The sequence below is a fragment of the Tundrisphaera lichenicola genome, from assembly GCF_051175385.1.
In the GTDB taxonomy this organism is placed as follows: Bacteria; Planctomycetota; Planctomycetia; order Isosphaerales; family Isosphaeraceae; genus Tundrisphaera; species Tundrisphaera lichenicola.
On sequence record NZ_CP195106.1, the window covers coordinates 2,893,410 to 2,908,023 of the forward strand.

Sequence of the window (14,614 nt, forward strand, 5' to 3'; positions counted from 1 at the left end):
CATCTCAATTTTTGAACACATCAAGGCTGCCGGTCATCCTGCTGGACCTCTGCGCCGGATCGCAAGCCACGGCCCGTCGCGCCGCGAAATATCGCATGCAACATAACAATAAATGTCAAAAACATTGGCACTCCAATCACAACGAACACAACGATTGCCAATTGTTCCAAGAATGAGAATTCCAGGATCGTCAAGGCCCCAGCGAGCATCAGGGCGATAACCGCGATACACACCACGATGTTCTTTATGCGGAATTTCATGATTTATTGCGGTTATCAACTCGCATCAGCCACCGTCCCGTCTCGCTCGCCGGTGTCTCCGCGATCACCCCGGGCGGCCCTTCGGCCATGAGCCTCCCTCCCTTGTCTCCCCCCTCGGGGCCGAGGTCGATGACCCAGTCGGCCGTCCGGATGACATCCAGATTGTGCTCGATGACGACCAGGGTATTCCCCAGGTCGGCCAGTCGGTGGAGCACCACCATCAGGGCGGCGACGTCGGAGAAATGCAGGCCGGTGGTCGGTTCGTCGAGGATGTAGAGGGTCCGGCCGGTGGCCACCCGACCGAGTTCGGCGGCGAGCTTGACTCGCTGGGCTTCCCCGCCGGAGAGGGTCGTGCTGGACTGGCCGAGCGCGACGTAGCCCAGCCCGGCTTCTCGGAGCGATTCGAGCGAGCGGGCCACTCGGGGGACGTTCTCGAAGAGGGTCCGGGCGTCGTCGACCCTCATCTGCAAGACGTCCCCGATCGACCGGCCCTTGAAGCGGCATTCGAGCGTCTGGGGATTGTAGCGGAGGCCCTCACACGTCTCGCACCGGACGTAAAGGTCGGGCAGGAAGTTCATCTCGATCTTCCGGACGCCCTGGCCCTGGCAGGTCTCGCAGCGCCCCCCCTTGACGTTGAAGCTGAACCGGCTGGCGGCGTAGCCCCGGACCTTGGCCTCGCGAGTCCGGGCGAAGACCTGGCGGATCTCGTCGAAGACTCCGGTGAAGGTCGAGGGCGTCGAGCGAGGGCCCCGGCCGATCGGCGACTGGTCGATGACGATCAGCTTGTCGACCGCCTCCAGGCCGTCGACCCCCTCGTGGGCGCCGGGCCGGGGCCCTTTCTGTTCGAGCCGACGGAGCGCGGTGCGGGCCAGGATGTCGTGGACCAAAGTGCTCTTGCCCGACCCGCTGACGCCGGTCACGCAGGTCAGGGTCCCCAGGGGAATCGAGGCGGTCACCCCCTTCAGGTTGTGCTCGGCCGCGCCCCGGATCGTGATCCGGCCGGGGCTCTTCGCCAGGCGACCGGGCGAACCGGCGGGCGCGGGCGTCTCCCCTCGAAGGTGGCGGGCGGTCGAGGATTCTCCGGATTCGATCAGGGCGTCGGGCGGGCCCTGGGCCACGACCAGGCCGCCGTCGGGACCGGCCCCGGGACCGAGATCGATCAGCCAGTCGGCCGCCCGGATGGTCGCCTCGTCGTGCTCGACCACGATCACGCTGTTCCCCCGGTCGCGGAGGTCGGCCAGGCTCGCCAGGAGCCGCCCGGTGTCTCGGGGGTGGAGTCCCGTTGTCGGCTCGTCCAGGACGTAGCAGACGCCGACCAGGCCCGAGCCGATCTGGGTGGCCAGGCGGACCCGCTGCAACTCGCCGCCCGAGAGCGTGTCGGCCCCCCGGTCGAGCGTCAGGTAGTTCAGGCCCACCCGGCCCAGGAACGCCAGTCGAGCGTCGACCTCCGCCACCAGGGGGGGGCCAACCCGATCCAACTCGGGCTCGAACCGGAGCGAGGCCAGGAAGGCGCGGGCCTGGTCGACATTCAGGGCGGCCAGAGCCGGGAGAGAGCGACCGCCCAGGGTCACGGCGCGAGCCTCGGGGCGCAACCTCGCCCCCTGGCAAGATGGGCAGGTCACTTCCGACCGAAATGTGTCGAGGGCCGACCGTCGCGCATCCGTCTTCGCGACGGCGAAATCTTGCTCCAGGGTTGCCAGGATCCCGGAATAGCCTTTGGATTCGCCCAGGAAAAACGAACCCAAGCTTGGCTCGGACCAGTCGCTCAACGGGGTCGATACGGCGAGATGATGCTTTTGCAAAAACGAACCCAAGGCCGGATTGTCTCGGGCCGCTTGCCGGGCCGAGGTCGGGAGGGCCTCCCAGGCCACAACCGCCCCGCCTTCCAGCGACTTGCCCCGGTCGGGAACGACGAGGTCGGGATCGAATCGACGAAACGAACCCAAGCCCCCGCAATCGGGGCACGCGCCATGGGGGCTATTGAATGAGAAGGTTCGGGGCTCGATCTCGGCCAGACCCGTGCCGCAACCCGTGCAAGCATATCGCGTACTGGCAATCCGATCCTCCCAGGCATCTCCCTTCTGGATCGTGAGGACCAGGGTCCCCTCGCCCAGCTTCAAGGCCCGGTCGACGCTCTCGGCGACCCGGGCTCGGATCCCTTCGCGGACGACCAGGCGGTCGACCACGGCCTCGATGTCGTGAACCTTCGTCTTGACGAGTTTAGGGGGCTCGGCATCCACCTCGACGACCGCCCCGTCGACCCTCGCCCTCATCAGGCCCGCCTCTCGGATCGCTCGGAAGGTTTCGAGATGCTGACCCTTCCGGCCCCGGATCAAGGGGGCCAGGACGAGCAACTTGGTTCCTTCCCCAAGGCCGAGGACCAGGTCGACCACCTGTTCGGGGGCCTGCCTGAGGATAGGCTTGCCACATTTTGGGCAATGCGGTGCGCCCGTTCGGGCATAGAGCAGGCGGAGATAGTCCCAGGCTTCGGTCACGGTGGCGACGGTGCTTCGCGGGTTGGCCGAGCCCGTCTTCTGGTCGATCGCGACGGTCGGCGGGAGCCCGTCGATCAGGTCGACGTCGGGCCGCTCGATCTGGTCGAGGAACTGCCGGGCGTAGGTGGAAAGACCTTCGACATAGCGTCGACGCCCTTCGGCGTGGATCGTGTCGAAGGCCAGCGAGCTCTTGCCCGAGCCGCTCACCCCGGTCAGGACCACCAGCCGGTCGCGCGGGATGTCGACGTCGATATCCCGGAGGTTGTGGACCCGGACCCCCCGGAGCCGGATGCTCGAACCCACCTCGACGCCCTGTTCGACCAGACTGGCCATCGACCCCGCCCCCTCGCTATCGTGGACCTCTCCGGACGGATGCCGGCCGCCCCATTTGATTATCTCCTCCCGAGAGGAATCCCAGCAGCCTAACCCGGTCATCCTCGGAGATCATGACAGGATGTGGACGGACAATCCATTCAAGGACGTCATCGCCCAGCGTAATCAACCCCTCTGGCTGATCCTGGCCTTCCAGAGCGGCTTCATGAATGCCGGTGGATTCCTGGCCTGCGGGCGATTCGTCTCGCACGTCACGGGCTATGGGACCTATGTGGGGGTCGCGTTCGCCCAGAGGAACTACCTCAATGCGGTCGAAATGGGCCTGGCCCCGCTCTTCTTCCTGGCGGGGGCCGCCTATTCCGGCTGGCTGATCGACCGGCGGCTGATGCTCGGCCAGAGGCCGCGCCTCCTGACCGGGGTCGTCTGGCTCGCCCTCCTGAACCTGATCATCTGCGTCGGCGAGGATCTGGGATTCTTCGGGACCTTCGGCGAGCCCCTGTTGCTCCAGCGCGACTTCGCCTTGCTGTTCCTGCTGAGCTTCGCCTGCGGCTTGCAGAACGGCCTCTTCGTGGGAGTGACCGACGGCAAGATCCGGACCACCCACTTGACCGGGCCGACCACGGACATGGGGATCAACCTTGCGAAGATCTTCACCTATCGAAGAGACGACCCGGAACGGGGCCAACTCTCGGCGTTGAACTGGCTCAAGACGAAAATCGCGATCGCATTTTCCAGCGGCTCGATGATTGCTACGCTAGTCTTCTCGATGATGACCTATCAAGGTTTTGCGGTCCCGTTCGTGACCTCGCTCGGCCTGATCTGGTACGTCCATCGGCTCTTGAAGATCGGAGAGGGGGAGCCCCGGCAGGGCCAACCGCTCTCGGTCCTGATCCCCGTCGAGCCGCCGGGCGGCAGCGGCACGGCCTGATCCTTCCTCCGGAGTTCCCCCCGTGGTCGAATATGATTCGAAGCATTGGACCTCGCACCTGTTCGACGTGCATAACTCGATGTTCCACGCCATCTTCGGGCGGATACTCCTGTGCGTAGCCTGGTCGGTCGTCGTGCTCTTCCTCCACCATGCGCTCAAGGACTGGCTCAACTTCGACCACATCTCCGTCCCGACGACCATCCACACCCTGGTCGGCTTCGCGTTGGGTACCCTGCTGGTCTTCCGGACGAACACGTCTTACGACCGATTCTGGGAAGGCCGGAAGCTCTGGGGGTCGATCGTCAACGAGTCGAGGAACCTGGCCCGCCTGTCGAGCATCCACCTGAAGGATGACCCCCAGCTCTTCCGCTCGGTCGTCCGCTGGACGGTGGCCTGGTCCCACTCCGTGATGAACAGCCTCCGGGGGACCACGAACCTCGGCCCGGCCGCCGAGAAGCTCCCGCCCGGGGAGGTCCAGGCCGTGCTGGAGTCGGGCCATGTCCCGCTGGAGATCTCCCGGAAGATCACCGGGCTCCTGATCGAGGCCCGCGACAAGGGGCTCGTCTCCGACATCGTCCTGACCACGCTCGACCAGAACGTCCAGCTCATGATCGACTACCTGGGCGGTTGCGAGCGGATCAAGAAGACCCCCCTGCCCTTCGCCTACATGGTCCACATCCGCCGGGCCCTGGTCCTTTACTGCTTCACGCTGCCCTTCGCGCTGGTGGACAGCTACGGCTGGGGTTCGATCGTCGGGACCTTGCTGGTGGCCTACATCTTCTTCGGGATCGAGGAGATCGGCGTCGAGATCGAGAACCCCTTCGACGGCGACGACAATGACCTCCCCCTGGGGAAGATCTGCAAGACGATCGAAGCGGACCTGCTGGGGATGATCGACGAGGAGCCCGTCGGTGAGCCGGCCATGATCTCCTGACGAGGAGGAACCCGGGCGGTTCCTGCTACAATGCCGGGATAACCTTCGGGATGGTCCATCCCCCGGAATATTCACCGGAGCCTGTCATGGGAAACGACACGATGGGGAAGGTCCTGGTCGAGGCGAAGCTCGAGAACGTGATCGACCTATATCAGGCCCGGAGTGGAGTCATCACCGATGAGCAGGTCCGACGACTTGTCATCGATGATGCGCTTGTCGACACTGGGGCAACCACCCTATCGATGCCCCGGCGCATGATCCAACAGCTTGGTCTCGAGTCGCTTCGTACGAGGCAAGCGCGAACCAGCGCCGGGATCGTGACCGTCGGAATGTTCGGGCCGGTTCGCCTCACCATTGATGGCCGCGACTGCTCGCTCGATGTCACCGAACTCCCCGACGATTGCCCGGTCCTGATCGGGCAAATACCGCTGGAATTGCTCGATTTCATCGTCGACCCGCGCAATCACCGGCTGATCGGCAACCCGGAGCACGGGGGCGAGCACATCATTGAGTTGTACTGACCTTCCTCGGTCCTATGCGGCCTGCTCGCTGTCGCGATCCGCGACCGACGGGACCCAGGCTCAGTTCCCCTGCATCAAGAACTGCTCGGCGGCGTGGAGCGCGGTGGCTCGGCTCCGGTAGGGGAGGGCTTGCCAGTGGGGGAGGCCTCCCTCGGGGGAACTGGCCGATTCGATCCACTGGCGGATCACCGAGGGGGATTGGCTGACCATCGCCATCCTCCGGATGACCGGGCCGACCGGCTGCTCGAAGACCACCGAGAAATACGGCAAGGCCTCGGGGGTCTTGAGCCGGGAGAGGTATTTGGCGACCTTGGCATCCATCTTCACCGGGTCATCGCCGAAGACTTCGAGGAAGCTGGCCAGTTGCTGATCGGGGGTCCGGCCCTCGAAGGGCTTGAGCTCGCTCATCCGCTTCATGTAGGCGACGAACTCGGGGAGTCGCTCGCGGGCCAGGTAATGGGTCAGGGCCCAGGAGAGGGCATAGTCGGTCGGAGTCAGGTCCTTCCGAGTGACGAGGTACTCGACCAAGGACCGGGCCCGATCGCGGGAGATCGCGACCGATTTCGGCCCTCGGACCTGGGTGGAAGCGGGGTCGTCGAGGTCGCGGATCGTGGCCATGTGGATCGGGTTGACCTGGCCCAGGCCGGCCCACTCGCTCCCGCCTTTCTTGGTGGTACGGGGGGGCGAGCAATACTCGGCGAACCCCTCGACCAGCCAGAGCGGCCAGTCGGAGAGCCGGGGCTGGAGCCCGACGTTGTGGAGGATCTGATGGGTCCCCTCGTGCGCCACGGTCTGCGGCTTCCGGAGGGCCGAGACCTCGGGCGAATGCTGGTCGCGCCGCGACTTCTCGTAGAAGTAGATCCGGTTCGAGAGGATCTCGTAATAGGCCTGGACGTCGGGGGCCACTCGCCGGGACGAGCGAAACTCGTCCTCGTCGGCGAAAATCACCGCGACCAGCGGGAACTCCACCGGGGCGACCGGCAAACCGTGCTTCTTCAAGGCCCCGGTCAGGCCGTCGTGGAGCCGTTCCAGGAGGTCGGCGCTGGCCTGCGCGAAGGGCCTACCCCCCTGGAAGTAGATCAGGTAATGATCGGTCTGGAGGAGCTTGAATGTGGCGAACTCGGGGTCGTCGCGGAGCGAGTCTCGGACCTCGTCCATGGTGAGGGGGACGAACGGCCGATCGGTCGTCACCTGACCGTCGACCCAGCCGATTTGCCCGTCCGGGAGGATCACGGCCATCCGGTCCTTGAGCATCCCATGCTCGCGAGCCACGACGGCTTGGCCCTTCCGGTCCTTGACCAGGACCCGACGGGGCAGGTCGGGCCGGGGTCCGGGCTGTTCCAGGGCCGAGGAGACGGCGGGCACGGCCGGAACGTCCGGAGTCGGAGCGGGCTCGATGGGCGGGACGGTCTCGTGGGGGATCTCGGAGGGTGGACGGGGAGGCGTGATCTCCAGGGGCCTCCGGGAGGAGTTCGCCTCCTTGACGAGCGGTTTCGCCTCGACCGGCGGCTCGGTCCGCCCGGAGGCCACGGGGCAGGTCGACCGGGAGAATTGGGCGACCGGGCCGGGCGGAGCATCGGTCGAGGCCCCGATCGAGGGCTCGCGGAGGAGGAGGCTGGCGACCGAGCCGATCGTGACCAGCACGGCAACGGTCCCCGTGACCAGCCGGCCGATCGACCTCGCGGGGACCGGGAGCACCGGCGCGACCAGCCCGAGGGTCCGGTCGACCACCCCGGCCAGCGGGGTCGAGCATCGGGGGCAATCGCGATTTCGGGCCTTCCAAGGGTCGGCGACCCTGATCCGGACGCGGCATCCTTCGCAAACCAGGATCAAGGGTTCCATCGCCATGGGTCGCCACTCCAATGACCCGCCCAAGGGGCTATCTCCATACCTTTCAAGCTAACCGATGGGCCGGCCTGGCGAAAGCCTCCGTGCCGAATCGAAACATCCCGAGCCGGGCTCAGAGGGTCCGGAGGTAGGCGACCAGGTCCTCGACCTCGGAGTACGACCAGCCGGACTCCCGAGGATGCCGATGGCGGCTGAAGACTTCGGAGAGGGATGCGGCCCGACCGTCGTGGAGGAAGGAGGTCCGCCCTCCGACTCCTCGGAGCGACGGGGGGTTGAATTTCCGGTGCCCCGCCTCGTCAACGAGCCCGACGTCGAAGCTCCCGGCCTCGGTGAACTCGGGCCCGGCGTGGCAATCCGCGCATCTCCGGGATTGGAAGGACTGGCGGCCCCGGGCGATCGAATCCTCGTCGGCAACCGTCCCGATCGGCCGAGGGCTCGGGAGCGATCGGAGGTAAGCGACCAGGTCGGCCACCTGATCCTCGGCGGGCGGGCGGCCCCTCATCGAGGTCTCGATCGACTTGCGGACCTGATCCTCCAGGCGGTCCATCGACCCGGTCCAGGTCCAGGGGCCGGTCGTGCCCACCCCCATCAGCGAGCTGATCCGCTTGGGAGCCCCGAAGCCGTCGTCGCCCAGGGTGTCGGCCAGGAGCCCGTTGCTCTGGCCGTCGGTGTGGCAGGAATGGCAGCTCAACCAGCCGTCGTGGCTGACCCTCGCGTCGAAGAAGAGCCGTTCGCCCCGCTCGACCGGACCGAGTTCGGGCCGAGGGCCGAGCGAGATCGAACGCGCGAGCTTGCCCGAAGCCACGTCGACCACCCCGATCGTGTCATCCATCGCGTCGGCGGCATAGATGATCGAGCCGTCCGGGTCGGTCAGCAGGCTCGTGGGCATCTGGCCGACGGCCACCCGACGCAGGGACGCGGCGGGGTCTCGACCGAAAGCGACCTCGCCCACCCCCGAGAGCACCACGGCGAAGAGGCGACCCTCCCCCGCGAAGGCGATCGCGCCGGGATCGCCCGAGCCCCGCCCGGTTTGCCCCAGGCCGCTCAGCCTGGAGCCTTTCAGGAGGTCGACTTCGGGCTCGACCGAGAGGACGGTATCCAGCCGGACGATCCGCAGGTCATTGGTCAGCAAGGTCCCCCAGTGGATGTCCTCGAAGCTCGACCGGGCCAGCCGGTTCAGGACCTGATGCGCCAGGACCAGCGACCGACCATTGGGCGAGACCGCGAGGCCACGGATATTGTGGCCGGGGATCGACCGGCTCGACTCGACCCGACCCGAGGCCGGGTCGACCACCGCCAGGCGTCCGCCGAAGGCGTCGGCCACGACCAGCTTCGATCCCGCCCAGACCATCAGTCGAGGGGAGAACGGGAGGTCGACCGTCCCGACGATTTCCGGGGATATCGTCTCATCCCGGTCCGCCCAGCCGATCATCGAGAGCTTCCGCGAGGCGGTCGAGGCCACGACGACGCCCGAGCCGTCGGGCTTCAAGACGACCGAGACCGGGTCGGGGGCCACCGGTAGCCTCGACTCGACGGCGACCTCGGTTCCATCAACTTTGAGGATGACCAGCGAGTCTCCCGCCCGGTCGACGACCGCGAGATGTCGGCCGTCGGGCAGGAGTGCCAGGTCGGCCAGGCCCCGTCCCGCCTCGACTTCCCGGACAACTCGACCGAGCTTCGGGTCAACGACCGAGATGGTCCCACTCCTCCGGTTGGCGACGTAGATCGAGCCTCCGTCGAGCGAGGCCGCCATCGCGACGGGCTGGCGGAGCCGGGTCGTCAGCTCGCCGGCCTCGGAGGCCACGCAAGCGGCGCCCACGATCGCGGCGACGAGGCGGGCGGTCGTCCGGATCTCGATCATCGAGCCTCTCCTTCGGAGATCCCAGGAGTTTGCGATCCGGGCGACTTGAGCGCGGCTTCCAGGAGGGCACGGGCCTCGGGCAGGGGATCGTCCCGTACGCTCCGAGGTCCGCGGAAAACGCCAGGGGACGGGCTCGCCGGTCCCGCGGTCGTCGGGGAAAGGGCGCGAGCCAATTCTATCAGTCTGCCCTCTCTCGGGATCGATTCCGCCAGGGGGTTGTCGTCGCCCCATTCTAGACGACCGGTCGCGATCCGGATCGACCAGTCGCCGCCGGGCACCGGCACGATCGACCGGACGGTCGCGTCGATCCTGTTGAGGTCGGCACGACCGAGGATCGTGGCCCCTCGATTTTCCCGGAGCCCGGCGCAGAGCCAGGCCACCTCGGCCGACCGGGCTCCTCCGGCCAGGACGACCATCGGCCAGTCGCGGAACAGGGCGTCGGGCTCGGCCCGGATCTCCCTCGACGAGTCGGCCTCGGCAATCCGGCCGATCGTCCCGCCGTCGAGCAACGCGTCGGCCAGGAGGACCGTCGGGTGGAAGCCGGCCTGAGTCGTGACCTCGCGGAGGTCGAGGACCAGGGCGCGAAGCCCTTCGGATTCCATCTGCGAGGCGAACGTCCGGAATTCCCGGGGCGTGCTCCCGACGATCTCGGTGATCTTGAGGTATCCGATCGGCGCCGGCCCTTCGAAGCGGACGTTCCACCCGCCGTCGTCGCGAGGGGTGAGCCCCTGCACGGTCTTCCGGGGGAGCGTCGCCCGGGTCATCGAGACGTCGAGGACCTCGCCGGACCCCGGCCGCTTGAGCCGGACTGCGACCGCGCTCCCTTCCTCGCCCCGAAGCCGGTCGACCACCTCGGTCAGGGACAGGCCCTCCGTCGAGGCTCCTTCGATCGCCTCGATTTGGTCCCCGATCTTCGCCCCGGCGAGAGCGGCGGGGCCACCCTCGAAGACCTGGGCGAAGGTCGGGCGCTTCGAGGCCTCGTCGACCCCCAGGGCCACCTGAATCCCGACATAGAGGTTGCCTTCAAACTGCTCCTGGACCTTCCTTTCCTTGGCCGAGAGCAACTCGACTCCCCCCGGGACCGCCGAGGAGAGGCCTTTCAGGAAGGCCTCTTCGGGACCTCCCGCCGGGTTGTCCGGGGCGGAGTTCTTCCCGACTTCGGTCAAAAGCGCGGCCAGGGCCTCGGGCTCCGTCGCCTCGGAGACCCGACGAGCCAGGCCCGGGGGAGTGGGGGCCTTGATCGACTGGATCAAATTCTTGAGCCCGGCCAGGATCATCTGCTGACGGGCGGGCGGGTCGACGTGGCGGGCCAGTATCACGTCGGTGACGGCCCAGATTCGGGCCGCGAAGTCGGGCGTGGGCTCCGAGGACGCCGACGAGTGCGCCGGCCCGACGCAAGCCAGGACCCCGAGAATCGCGAGCGATCGACGGATCATGAGGATGCCCTCCCGTTGGCGAACCTGCCCATCGACGATCGAGTCTACCCCCTCGAAGTGCCAATGTCACGAGGGGCGGACGGCCGGTTCGATGATCGAAGGAGGCCCGGATCGAATCCGGCGAGTCACCCCAGAGAAACCAGGATCCCGCACCGATTCGAGCGCGATCGGCCGCGCCCCTTTTCGCTCAACCTGGCAAACGTCAGCCCATTGGTGACGCCACGCAACACATTCTGATAATTCTCCGCGGTGAACTGTCGTTCCCACTCCCGCTTGGGTCATCTGATGCATTGATCCATTGACGAAATGAGCCCTCGATCTCAACGATGATCCACGGCCCGATGAAGGGCGCCTGAATCAGTCCAGAATCCCCGGGGAAATCGGGTCGCTCATCGGCCCGAGGGGGTGTTCCATTCCCCGCGTTCCGACCCGTTTTCTCGAACAGGAATCCCGATGCAACGCAGCGGCTGCAAGAACATGTTCCGATTGCTCCTCGCCGGCCTCGTCCTGATGGCGGGCAGCTCGGCGACCCGGGCGGCCTCGGTGGCCGGCTCCCAGGCGATCAGCGTGGGTAAGACCACGATCAACACCACGAAGGTCGGGACCGCCACCACCTTCGTCTTCTCGAACCTCACCACGTCCAGCCCCAATGACGGCGACTTCGCCAGCATCGCGCTGGGCACCTCGGTCGGCTCGGGCCCCTTCACCCTGAAGATCACCCCGTTCTCGTTCACCTTCGGGAACGCCGCCTTCGGTACGTTCGTGGGTACCTCGATCACGGATGACTTCGCCATGGGCAACTTCCGGAATATCGAACTGGTGGGCTCTTTCAAGGGTGGGACGTTGTTCCCGGGCAAGGGCACCGCCGCCCCGGCCACGCTCGCCATCGGGCTGACCCAGGCCGGCGGGGCGAAGAAGTCCATCTCGGCGTCGTTCACCCTGGACATCGCCCCGGTGGTCCCCGAACCCGCCAGCGTGGCCATGCTTGGCCTCGGCCTGGCGGGCGCGCTCGGAGCCGTCCGGCTCCGACGCAAGTCGGCCTGACGAGCGATCGCTCCGAGGTCGCGGGCAGGCCACCCCGGCCTGTCATGAACCAATAATTACCGGTGCCCGTCGCCCCGATGGAGGGCGTCGGGCACCGTGCTTTTTCGAATGAGTCCGATCGCCGAACCTCAGGCCTTCAGCAACGGGAGTGCGGAGTACGAGCCCCCGAGCGATCCCTCGGAAGTCAGGCCGAGCCAGCCTTGAAGGACCGTGGCGTAGACCTGCCGAAAGTCGACGGACATCTTGAGGTCGCCCGAGTCGAGATCGGTCAGGCTCGGGTAAGAACCGACGAGCCCCGGTAGGACGCCGGAGCCCGCCAGGAGGACCGGCCCGGCGGTCCCGTGATCGGTCCCGCTCGACCCATTCTCGGCCACCCGACGGCCGAACTCGCTGAAGGCCAGGACCAGGACCCGATCGGCCAGCTTCGAGGCTTCCAGGTCATCGAGGAATGCCCGGAGGGCCCCGGACAGTTCGTTGAGCAGCCCGAAGTGCGTCGAGGCCTGCGCCGAGTGGGTGTCGTATCCGCCCTGGGTCGTGTAGAAGACCCGCGAGGCATAGCCACCCTTGATCAACCGAGAGACCAGCTTCAGTCGACCGCCCAGGCCCGTCGACGGGTATTGGGCCGACGAATCCTCGAGCCTGGCCAGTTCGGCCAGTCGATCGGCCCCGGCGTAAGCATCCAGGGTACTCCGACGGACGAATGCCGTGAGGTCGTCGCCCGGCCTCGGCTCCACCTGCCTGGCGAGGCCGGGGGCGAGCGTCAGGTCGTCAATCCGCTCGATCGCCGAGGCCTGGGCCCGCCTCCCCCGGATCGCCGCCGGGATCGTCCCCGGGCCGACATAGAGCGAGTCACCCCGACCGCCCGAGGCGTCGAGCGACCGGCCGATCCAGCCCGGGCCGGAGTGTTCCTCGGGGTCGAGTCGCGCGGTCTGCCAGATCGCCATGCTTTCGAAGTGCGACCGGTTCGGGTTGGGATACCCCACCCCCGGAACGATCGCCAGCCGGCCCGATTCCAGGAGCTTCCCCGCCCCGCCCATCGCCGGGTGCAGGCCGATGCCGTCGGAGACCTTGATCAGTCGATCGGTCTCGAGCTTCAACGTTTTCCGATGCTTCGCATACCCTTCATCCCCGAAAGGTACGACGGTGTTGATCCCGTCGTTCCCGCCGTCGAGCTGGATCACGACGAGGATCCGCCCCTCGGCCTCGGGCGAGAGAGCCTTCGCCGAGCGAGCGAGGAACCCCGGGATGGTCGGGGCCAGCGAGATCAGCGGGAGCGATCGGAGGAAGTCGCGGCGAGGGAGCATGGTCGGAGTCCTCTGGGTCGCGTTCAACAAAATAATTCATTCATGTCTGCGATTGCCTATCTCTCCCTCCGGGAGAGTGCCGGGGTGAGGGTCACCGGTCCCCGGATTTTCTGCCTCCCTCTCCCCCTGGGAGAGGGCCGGGGCGAGGGTCCCCCGCAAGACCATCGATAGGAACCGAGCTGTCCTCGAAAGCCGCCAGACCTTCGGAAGACCCTCACCCCAACCCTCTCCCAGGGGGAGAGGGAGCCGGACTCTTCTATCTGAAAATCAAAAACATGACCACCTTTAGCAAACCTGAGCCTCGGGCGAGGCCAGCACCTCCGCCAGCGCCCGTCGTGCCGCCTCGGGGGTATCCTCCCCAGGGGCCAGCTTCGACTCAACCCCAAGCAACAACGCCGAGCCGGCATCCGACACATCGCCCGCCGAGGTCCCGCGCCCCTGCTCCCTGGCGAGGGCCTGAGCGTCGATCGGGCCGGGCAGGCCGACCGCCTTGCCTCCCACCAGGGCGGCGGCGAAGTTGGCCCGCGCGATCAGCGACCGGGCGTTCAGCCACGACCGAGCCCCGGGCCACCCGCCGACATTGGGCGGTTCGAAGAGTTCCTGGCCGACCCGGCCGATCCAGTCGGCCAGCAGGAGCGTACTCGGGGTCGAGCCATCCGGGATTAACGCGCGACAGGCCCCAATGACCTGCTCGACCGGCCCGTTCACCCGGGTCCGGAGGTTGGTCGACCCGAAGAACGCCCTGGATCGGAGGATCGTCGCCACCCCCTTCCCCACGTCGAGGCCGTCGTCCTTCAGCCGACCGGCCAGGTCGTCGATCGCGGCGGGGTCGACGGCCCCCTCGCCCAGGAACAGGTCGGAGAGTCTCCACGCGACCCGCCGGGGCGTGGCCGGATGATCGAGGAGGATCGTCAGGAGGTCGGACCCCGACCAGGTCCCGGACCGGCCCAGGATCGACTTGGCGCCGTCGTCGTGCTTCGAGGGGGACTCGTCGAACCGACCTTCCTCGACTCGCCAGCCGGTCAGGGCCCGGGCCGCCTCCTGGACGTCGGCCTCGGTGTAATTCCCGACGCCCAGCGTGAACAGTTCCATCAGCTCTCGGGCGAGGTTTTCATTGGGATGGTCCTTGCGGTTGCTCGGCGCGTCGAGATAGGTCAGCAAGGCGGGCTCGCGAACCGCCTCATTCAACAGCTCGCCGAACGGGGCCCGCGCCAGCTTCCGGAAGGTCTCGTTCTGCCGCCTCATCAGGGCGAGGTCCTCGACCTTCGAGGCCGCCGTCGCGAAGTGACCGTGCCACATCAGGGTCAGGCGCTCGCCCAGGGGGTCGGGCGAGCCGAGCATCCGGAAGACCCACCAGGCCCGGAGCCGGTAGACGTCCCCCGAGGCCACCGCCGCGTCGGCCAGGAGGGTGGACGTCGACTCGAACTCCTGGGGGATCTCGCCGAGCCTCGAAGTTCCCGCCAGGACCCGCGACACGCTCGCCTCGGGCCCGTCCTTCAGGTCGCGTCGGATCTCGGGCCAGGTCGCGGCGAACCCGGCCCGACGGTGGAGATGGACGACGCGCCGGAGGTCCCAGGGAGCATCGGGAGTCGGCGAGTAAGGGGCCCAGGGGTCGCCCTGGCCCGAGGAATTTCGGTGCGGAGCCAAGGA

At 67.2% G+C, this 14,614-nt stretch carries 11 protein-coding genes; 4 read left to right on the forward strand and 7 right to left on the reverse strand.

The features are described from left to right. Positions 1 to 20: 20 nt before the first annotated feature. Both P12x_RS11455 and uvrA read right to left on the reverse strand, forming a co-directional pair. On the reverse strand, positions 21 to 260 hold the full coding sequence (locus P12x_RS11455; protein WP_435011000.1) for a hypothetical protein: 240 nt from the start codon (positions 258 to 260) through the stop codon (positions 21 to 23). Further along, the gene (uvrA, locus tag P12x_RS11460) at positions 257 to 3,088 is read right to left on the reverse strand and encodes an excinuclease ABC subunit UvrA (protein WP_435011001.1); all 2,832 of its coding nucleotides are present in this window, start codon (positions 3,086 to 3,088) and stop codon (positions 257 to 259) included. Before uvrA ends, P12x_RS11455 begins: the two co-directional genes overlap by 4 nt. 121 nt (positions 3,089 to 3,209) lie before the next feature. On the opposite strand from uvrA, the gene P12x_RS11465 reads away from it, so the two are divergent. From P12x_RS11465 to P12x_RS11475, 3 genes are all read left to right on the forward strand, one after another. Then, positions 3,210 to 4,016, forward strand: coding sequence for a YoaK family protein (locus tag P12x_RS11465; protein ID WP_435011002.1), 807 nt, complete (start codon positions 3,210 to 3,212; stop codon positions 4,014 to 4,016). A 22-nt stretch (positions 4,017 to 4,038) separates the two neighbouring features. Then, positions 4,039 to 4,950: a bestrophin family protein gene (locus P12x_RS11470; protein ID WP_435011003.1), complete on the forward strand. Its 912-nt coding sequence runs from the start codon at positions 4,039 to 4,041 to the stop codon at positions 4,948 to 4,950. Positions 4,951 to 5,036: 86 nt separating this feature from the next. Continuing rightward, a complete protein-coding gene (locus tag P12x_RS11475) occupies positions 5,037 to 5,471 on the forward strand; it encodes a retroviral-like aspartic protease family protein (RefSeq protein ID WP_435011004.1) in 435 nt (144 codons plus the stop codon). Between the two features lie 60 nt (positions 5,472 to 5,531). On the opposite strand, the gene P12x_RS11480 is transcribed toward P12x_RS11475, so the two are convergent. The 3 genes from P12x_RS11480 to P12x_RS11490 form a co-directional block, all read right to left on the reverse strand. Continuing rightward, positions 5,532 to 7,319, reverse strand: a complete 1,788-nt coding sequence (locus P12x_RS11480) for a DUF1570 domain-containing protein (protein ID WP_435011005.1) — start codon at positions 7,317 to 7,319, stop codon at positions 5,532 to 5,534. Between the two features lie 112 nt (positions 7,320 to 7,431). Beyond that, on the reverse strand, positions 7,432 to 9,180 hold the full coding sequence (locus tag P12x_RS11485; RefSeq protein WP_435011006.1) for a cytochrome c peroxidase: 1,749 nt from the start codon (positions 9,178 to 9,180) through the stop codon (positions 7,432 to 7,434). Continuing rightward, positions 9,177 to 10,616, reverse strand: a complete 1,440-nt coding sequence (locus tag P12x_RS11490) for a S41 family peptidase (protein WP_435011007.1) — start codon at positions 10,614 to 10,616, stop codon at positions 9,177 to 9,179. Before P12x_RS11490 ends, P12x_RS11485 begins: the two co-directional genes overlap by 4 nt. Positions 10,617 to 11,069: 453 nt before the next feature. Here P12x_RS11490 and P12x_RS11495 point away from each other — a divergent pair, with 453 nt between their 5' ends. Then, positions 11,070 to 11,660 (forward strand): PEP-CTERM sorting domain-containing protein, encoded by a 591-nt coding sequence (locus tag P12x_RS11495; protein WP_435011008.1) that lies wholly within the window; start codon positions 11,070 to 11,072, stop codon positions 11,658 to 11,660. Positions 11,661 to 11,788: 128 nt separating this feature from the next. Here P12x_RS11495 and P12x_RS11500 read toward each other — a convergent pair whose 3' ends face one another. Continuing rightward, positions 11,789 to 12,964, reverse strand: a complete 1,176-nt coding sequence (locus P12x_RS11500) for a DUF1501 domain-containing protein (RefSeq protein WP_435011009.1) — start codon at positions 12,962 to 12,964, stop codon at positions 11,789 to 11,791. A 285-nt stretch (positions 12,965 to 13,249) separates the two neighbouring features. Beyond that, positions 13,250 to 14,611, reverse strand: a complete 1,362-nt coding sequence (locus P12x_RS11505) for a DUF1800 domain-containing protein (protein ID WP_435011010.1) — start codon at positions 14,609 to 14,611, stop codon at positions 13,250 to 13,252. Positions 14,612 to 14,614 lie beyond the last annotated feature (3 nt).

What these genes read in the sequence shown, in the direction of transcription:
- P12x_RS11455 (WP_435011000.1), bottom strand. Translation starts at nt 260, where the DNA reads ATGAAATTCCGCATAAAGAACATCGTGGTGTGTATCGCGGTTATCGCC.
- uvrA (WP_435011001.1), bottom strand. Translation starts at nt 3,088, where the DNA reads ATGGCCAGTCTGGTCGAACAGGGCGTCGAGGTGGGTTCGAGCATCCGG.
- P12x_RS11465 (WP_435011002.1), top strand. Translation starts at nt 3,210, where the DNA reads ATGTGGACGGACAATCCATTCAAGGACGTCATCGCCCAGCGTAATCAA.
- P12x_RS11475 (WP_435011004.1), top strand. Translation starts at nt 5,037, where the DNA reads ATGGGAAACGACACGATGGGGAAGGTCCTGGTCGAGGCGAAGCTCGAG.
- P12x_RS11480 (WP_435011005.1), bottom strand. Translation starts at nt 7,319, where the DNA reads ATGGCGATGGAACCCTTGATCCTGGTTTGCGAAGGATGCCGCGTCCGG.
- P12x_RS11485 (WP_435011006.1), bottom strand. Translation starts at nt 9,180, where the DNA reads ATGATCGAGATCCGGACGACCGCCCGCCTCGTCGCCGCGATCGTGGGC.
- P12x_RS11490 (WP_435011007.1), bottom strand. Translation starts at nt 10,616, where the DNA reads ATGATCCGTCGATCGCTCGCGATTCTCGGGGTCCTGGCTTGCGTCGGG.
- P12x_RS11495 (WP_435011008.1), top strand. Translation starts at nt 11,070, where the DNA reads ATGCAACGCAGCGGCTGCAAGAACATGTTCCGATTGCTCCTCGCCGGC.
- P12x_RS11500 (WP_435011009.1), bottom strand. Translation starts at nt 12,964, where the DNA reads ATGCTCCCTCGCCGCGACTTCCTCCGATCGCTCCCGCTGATCTCGCTG.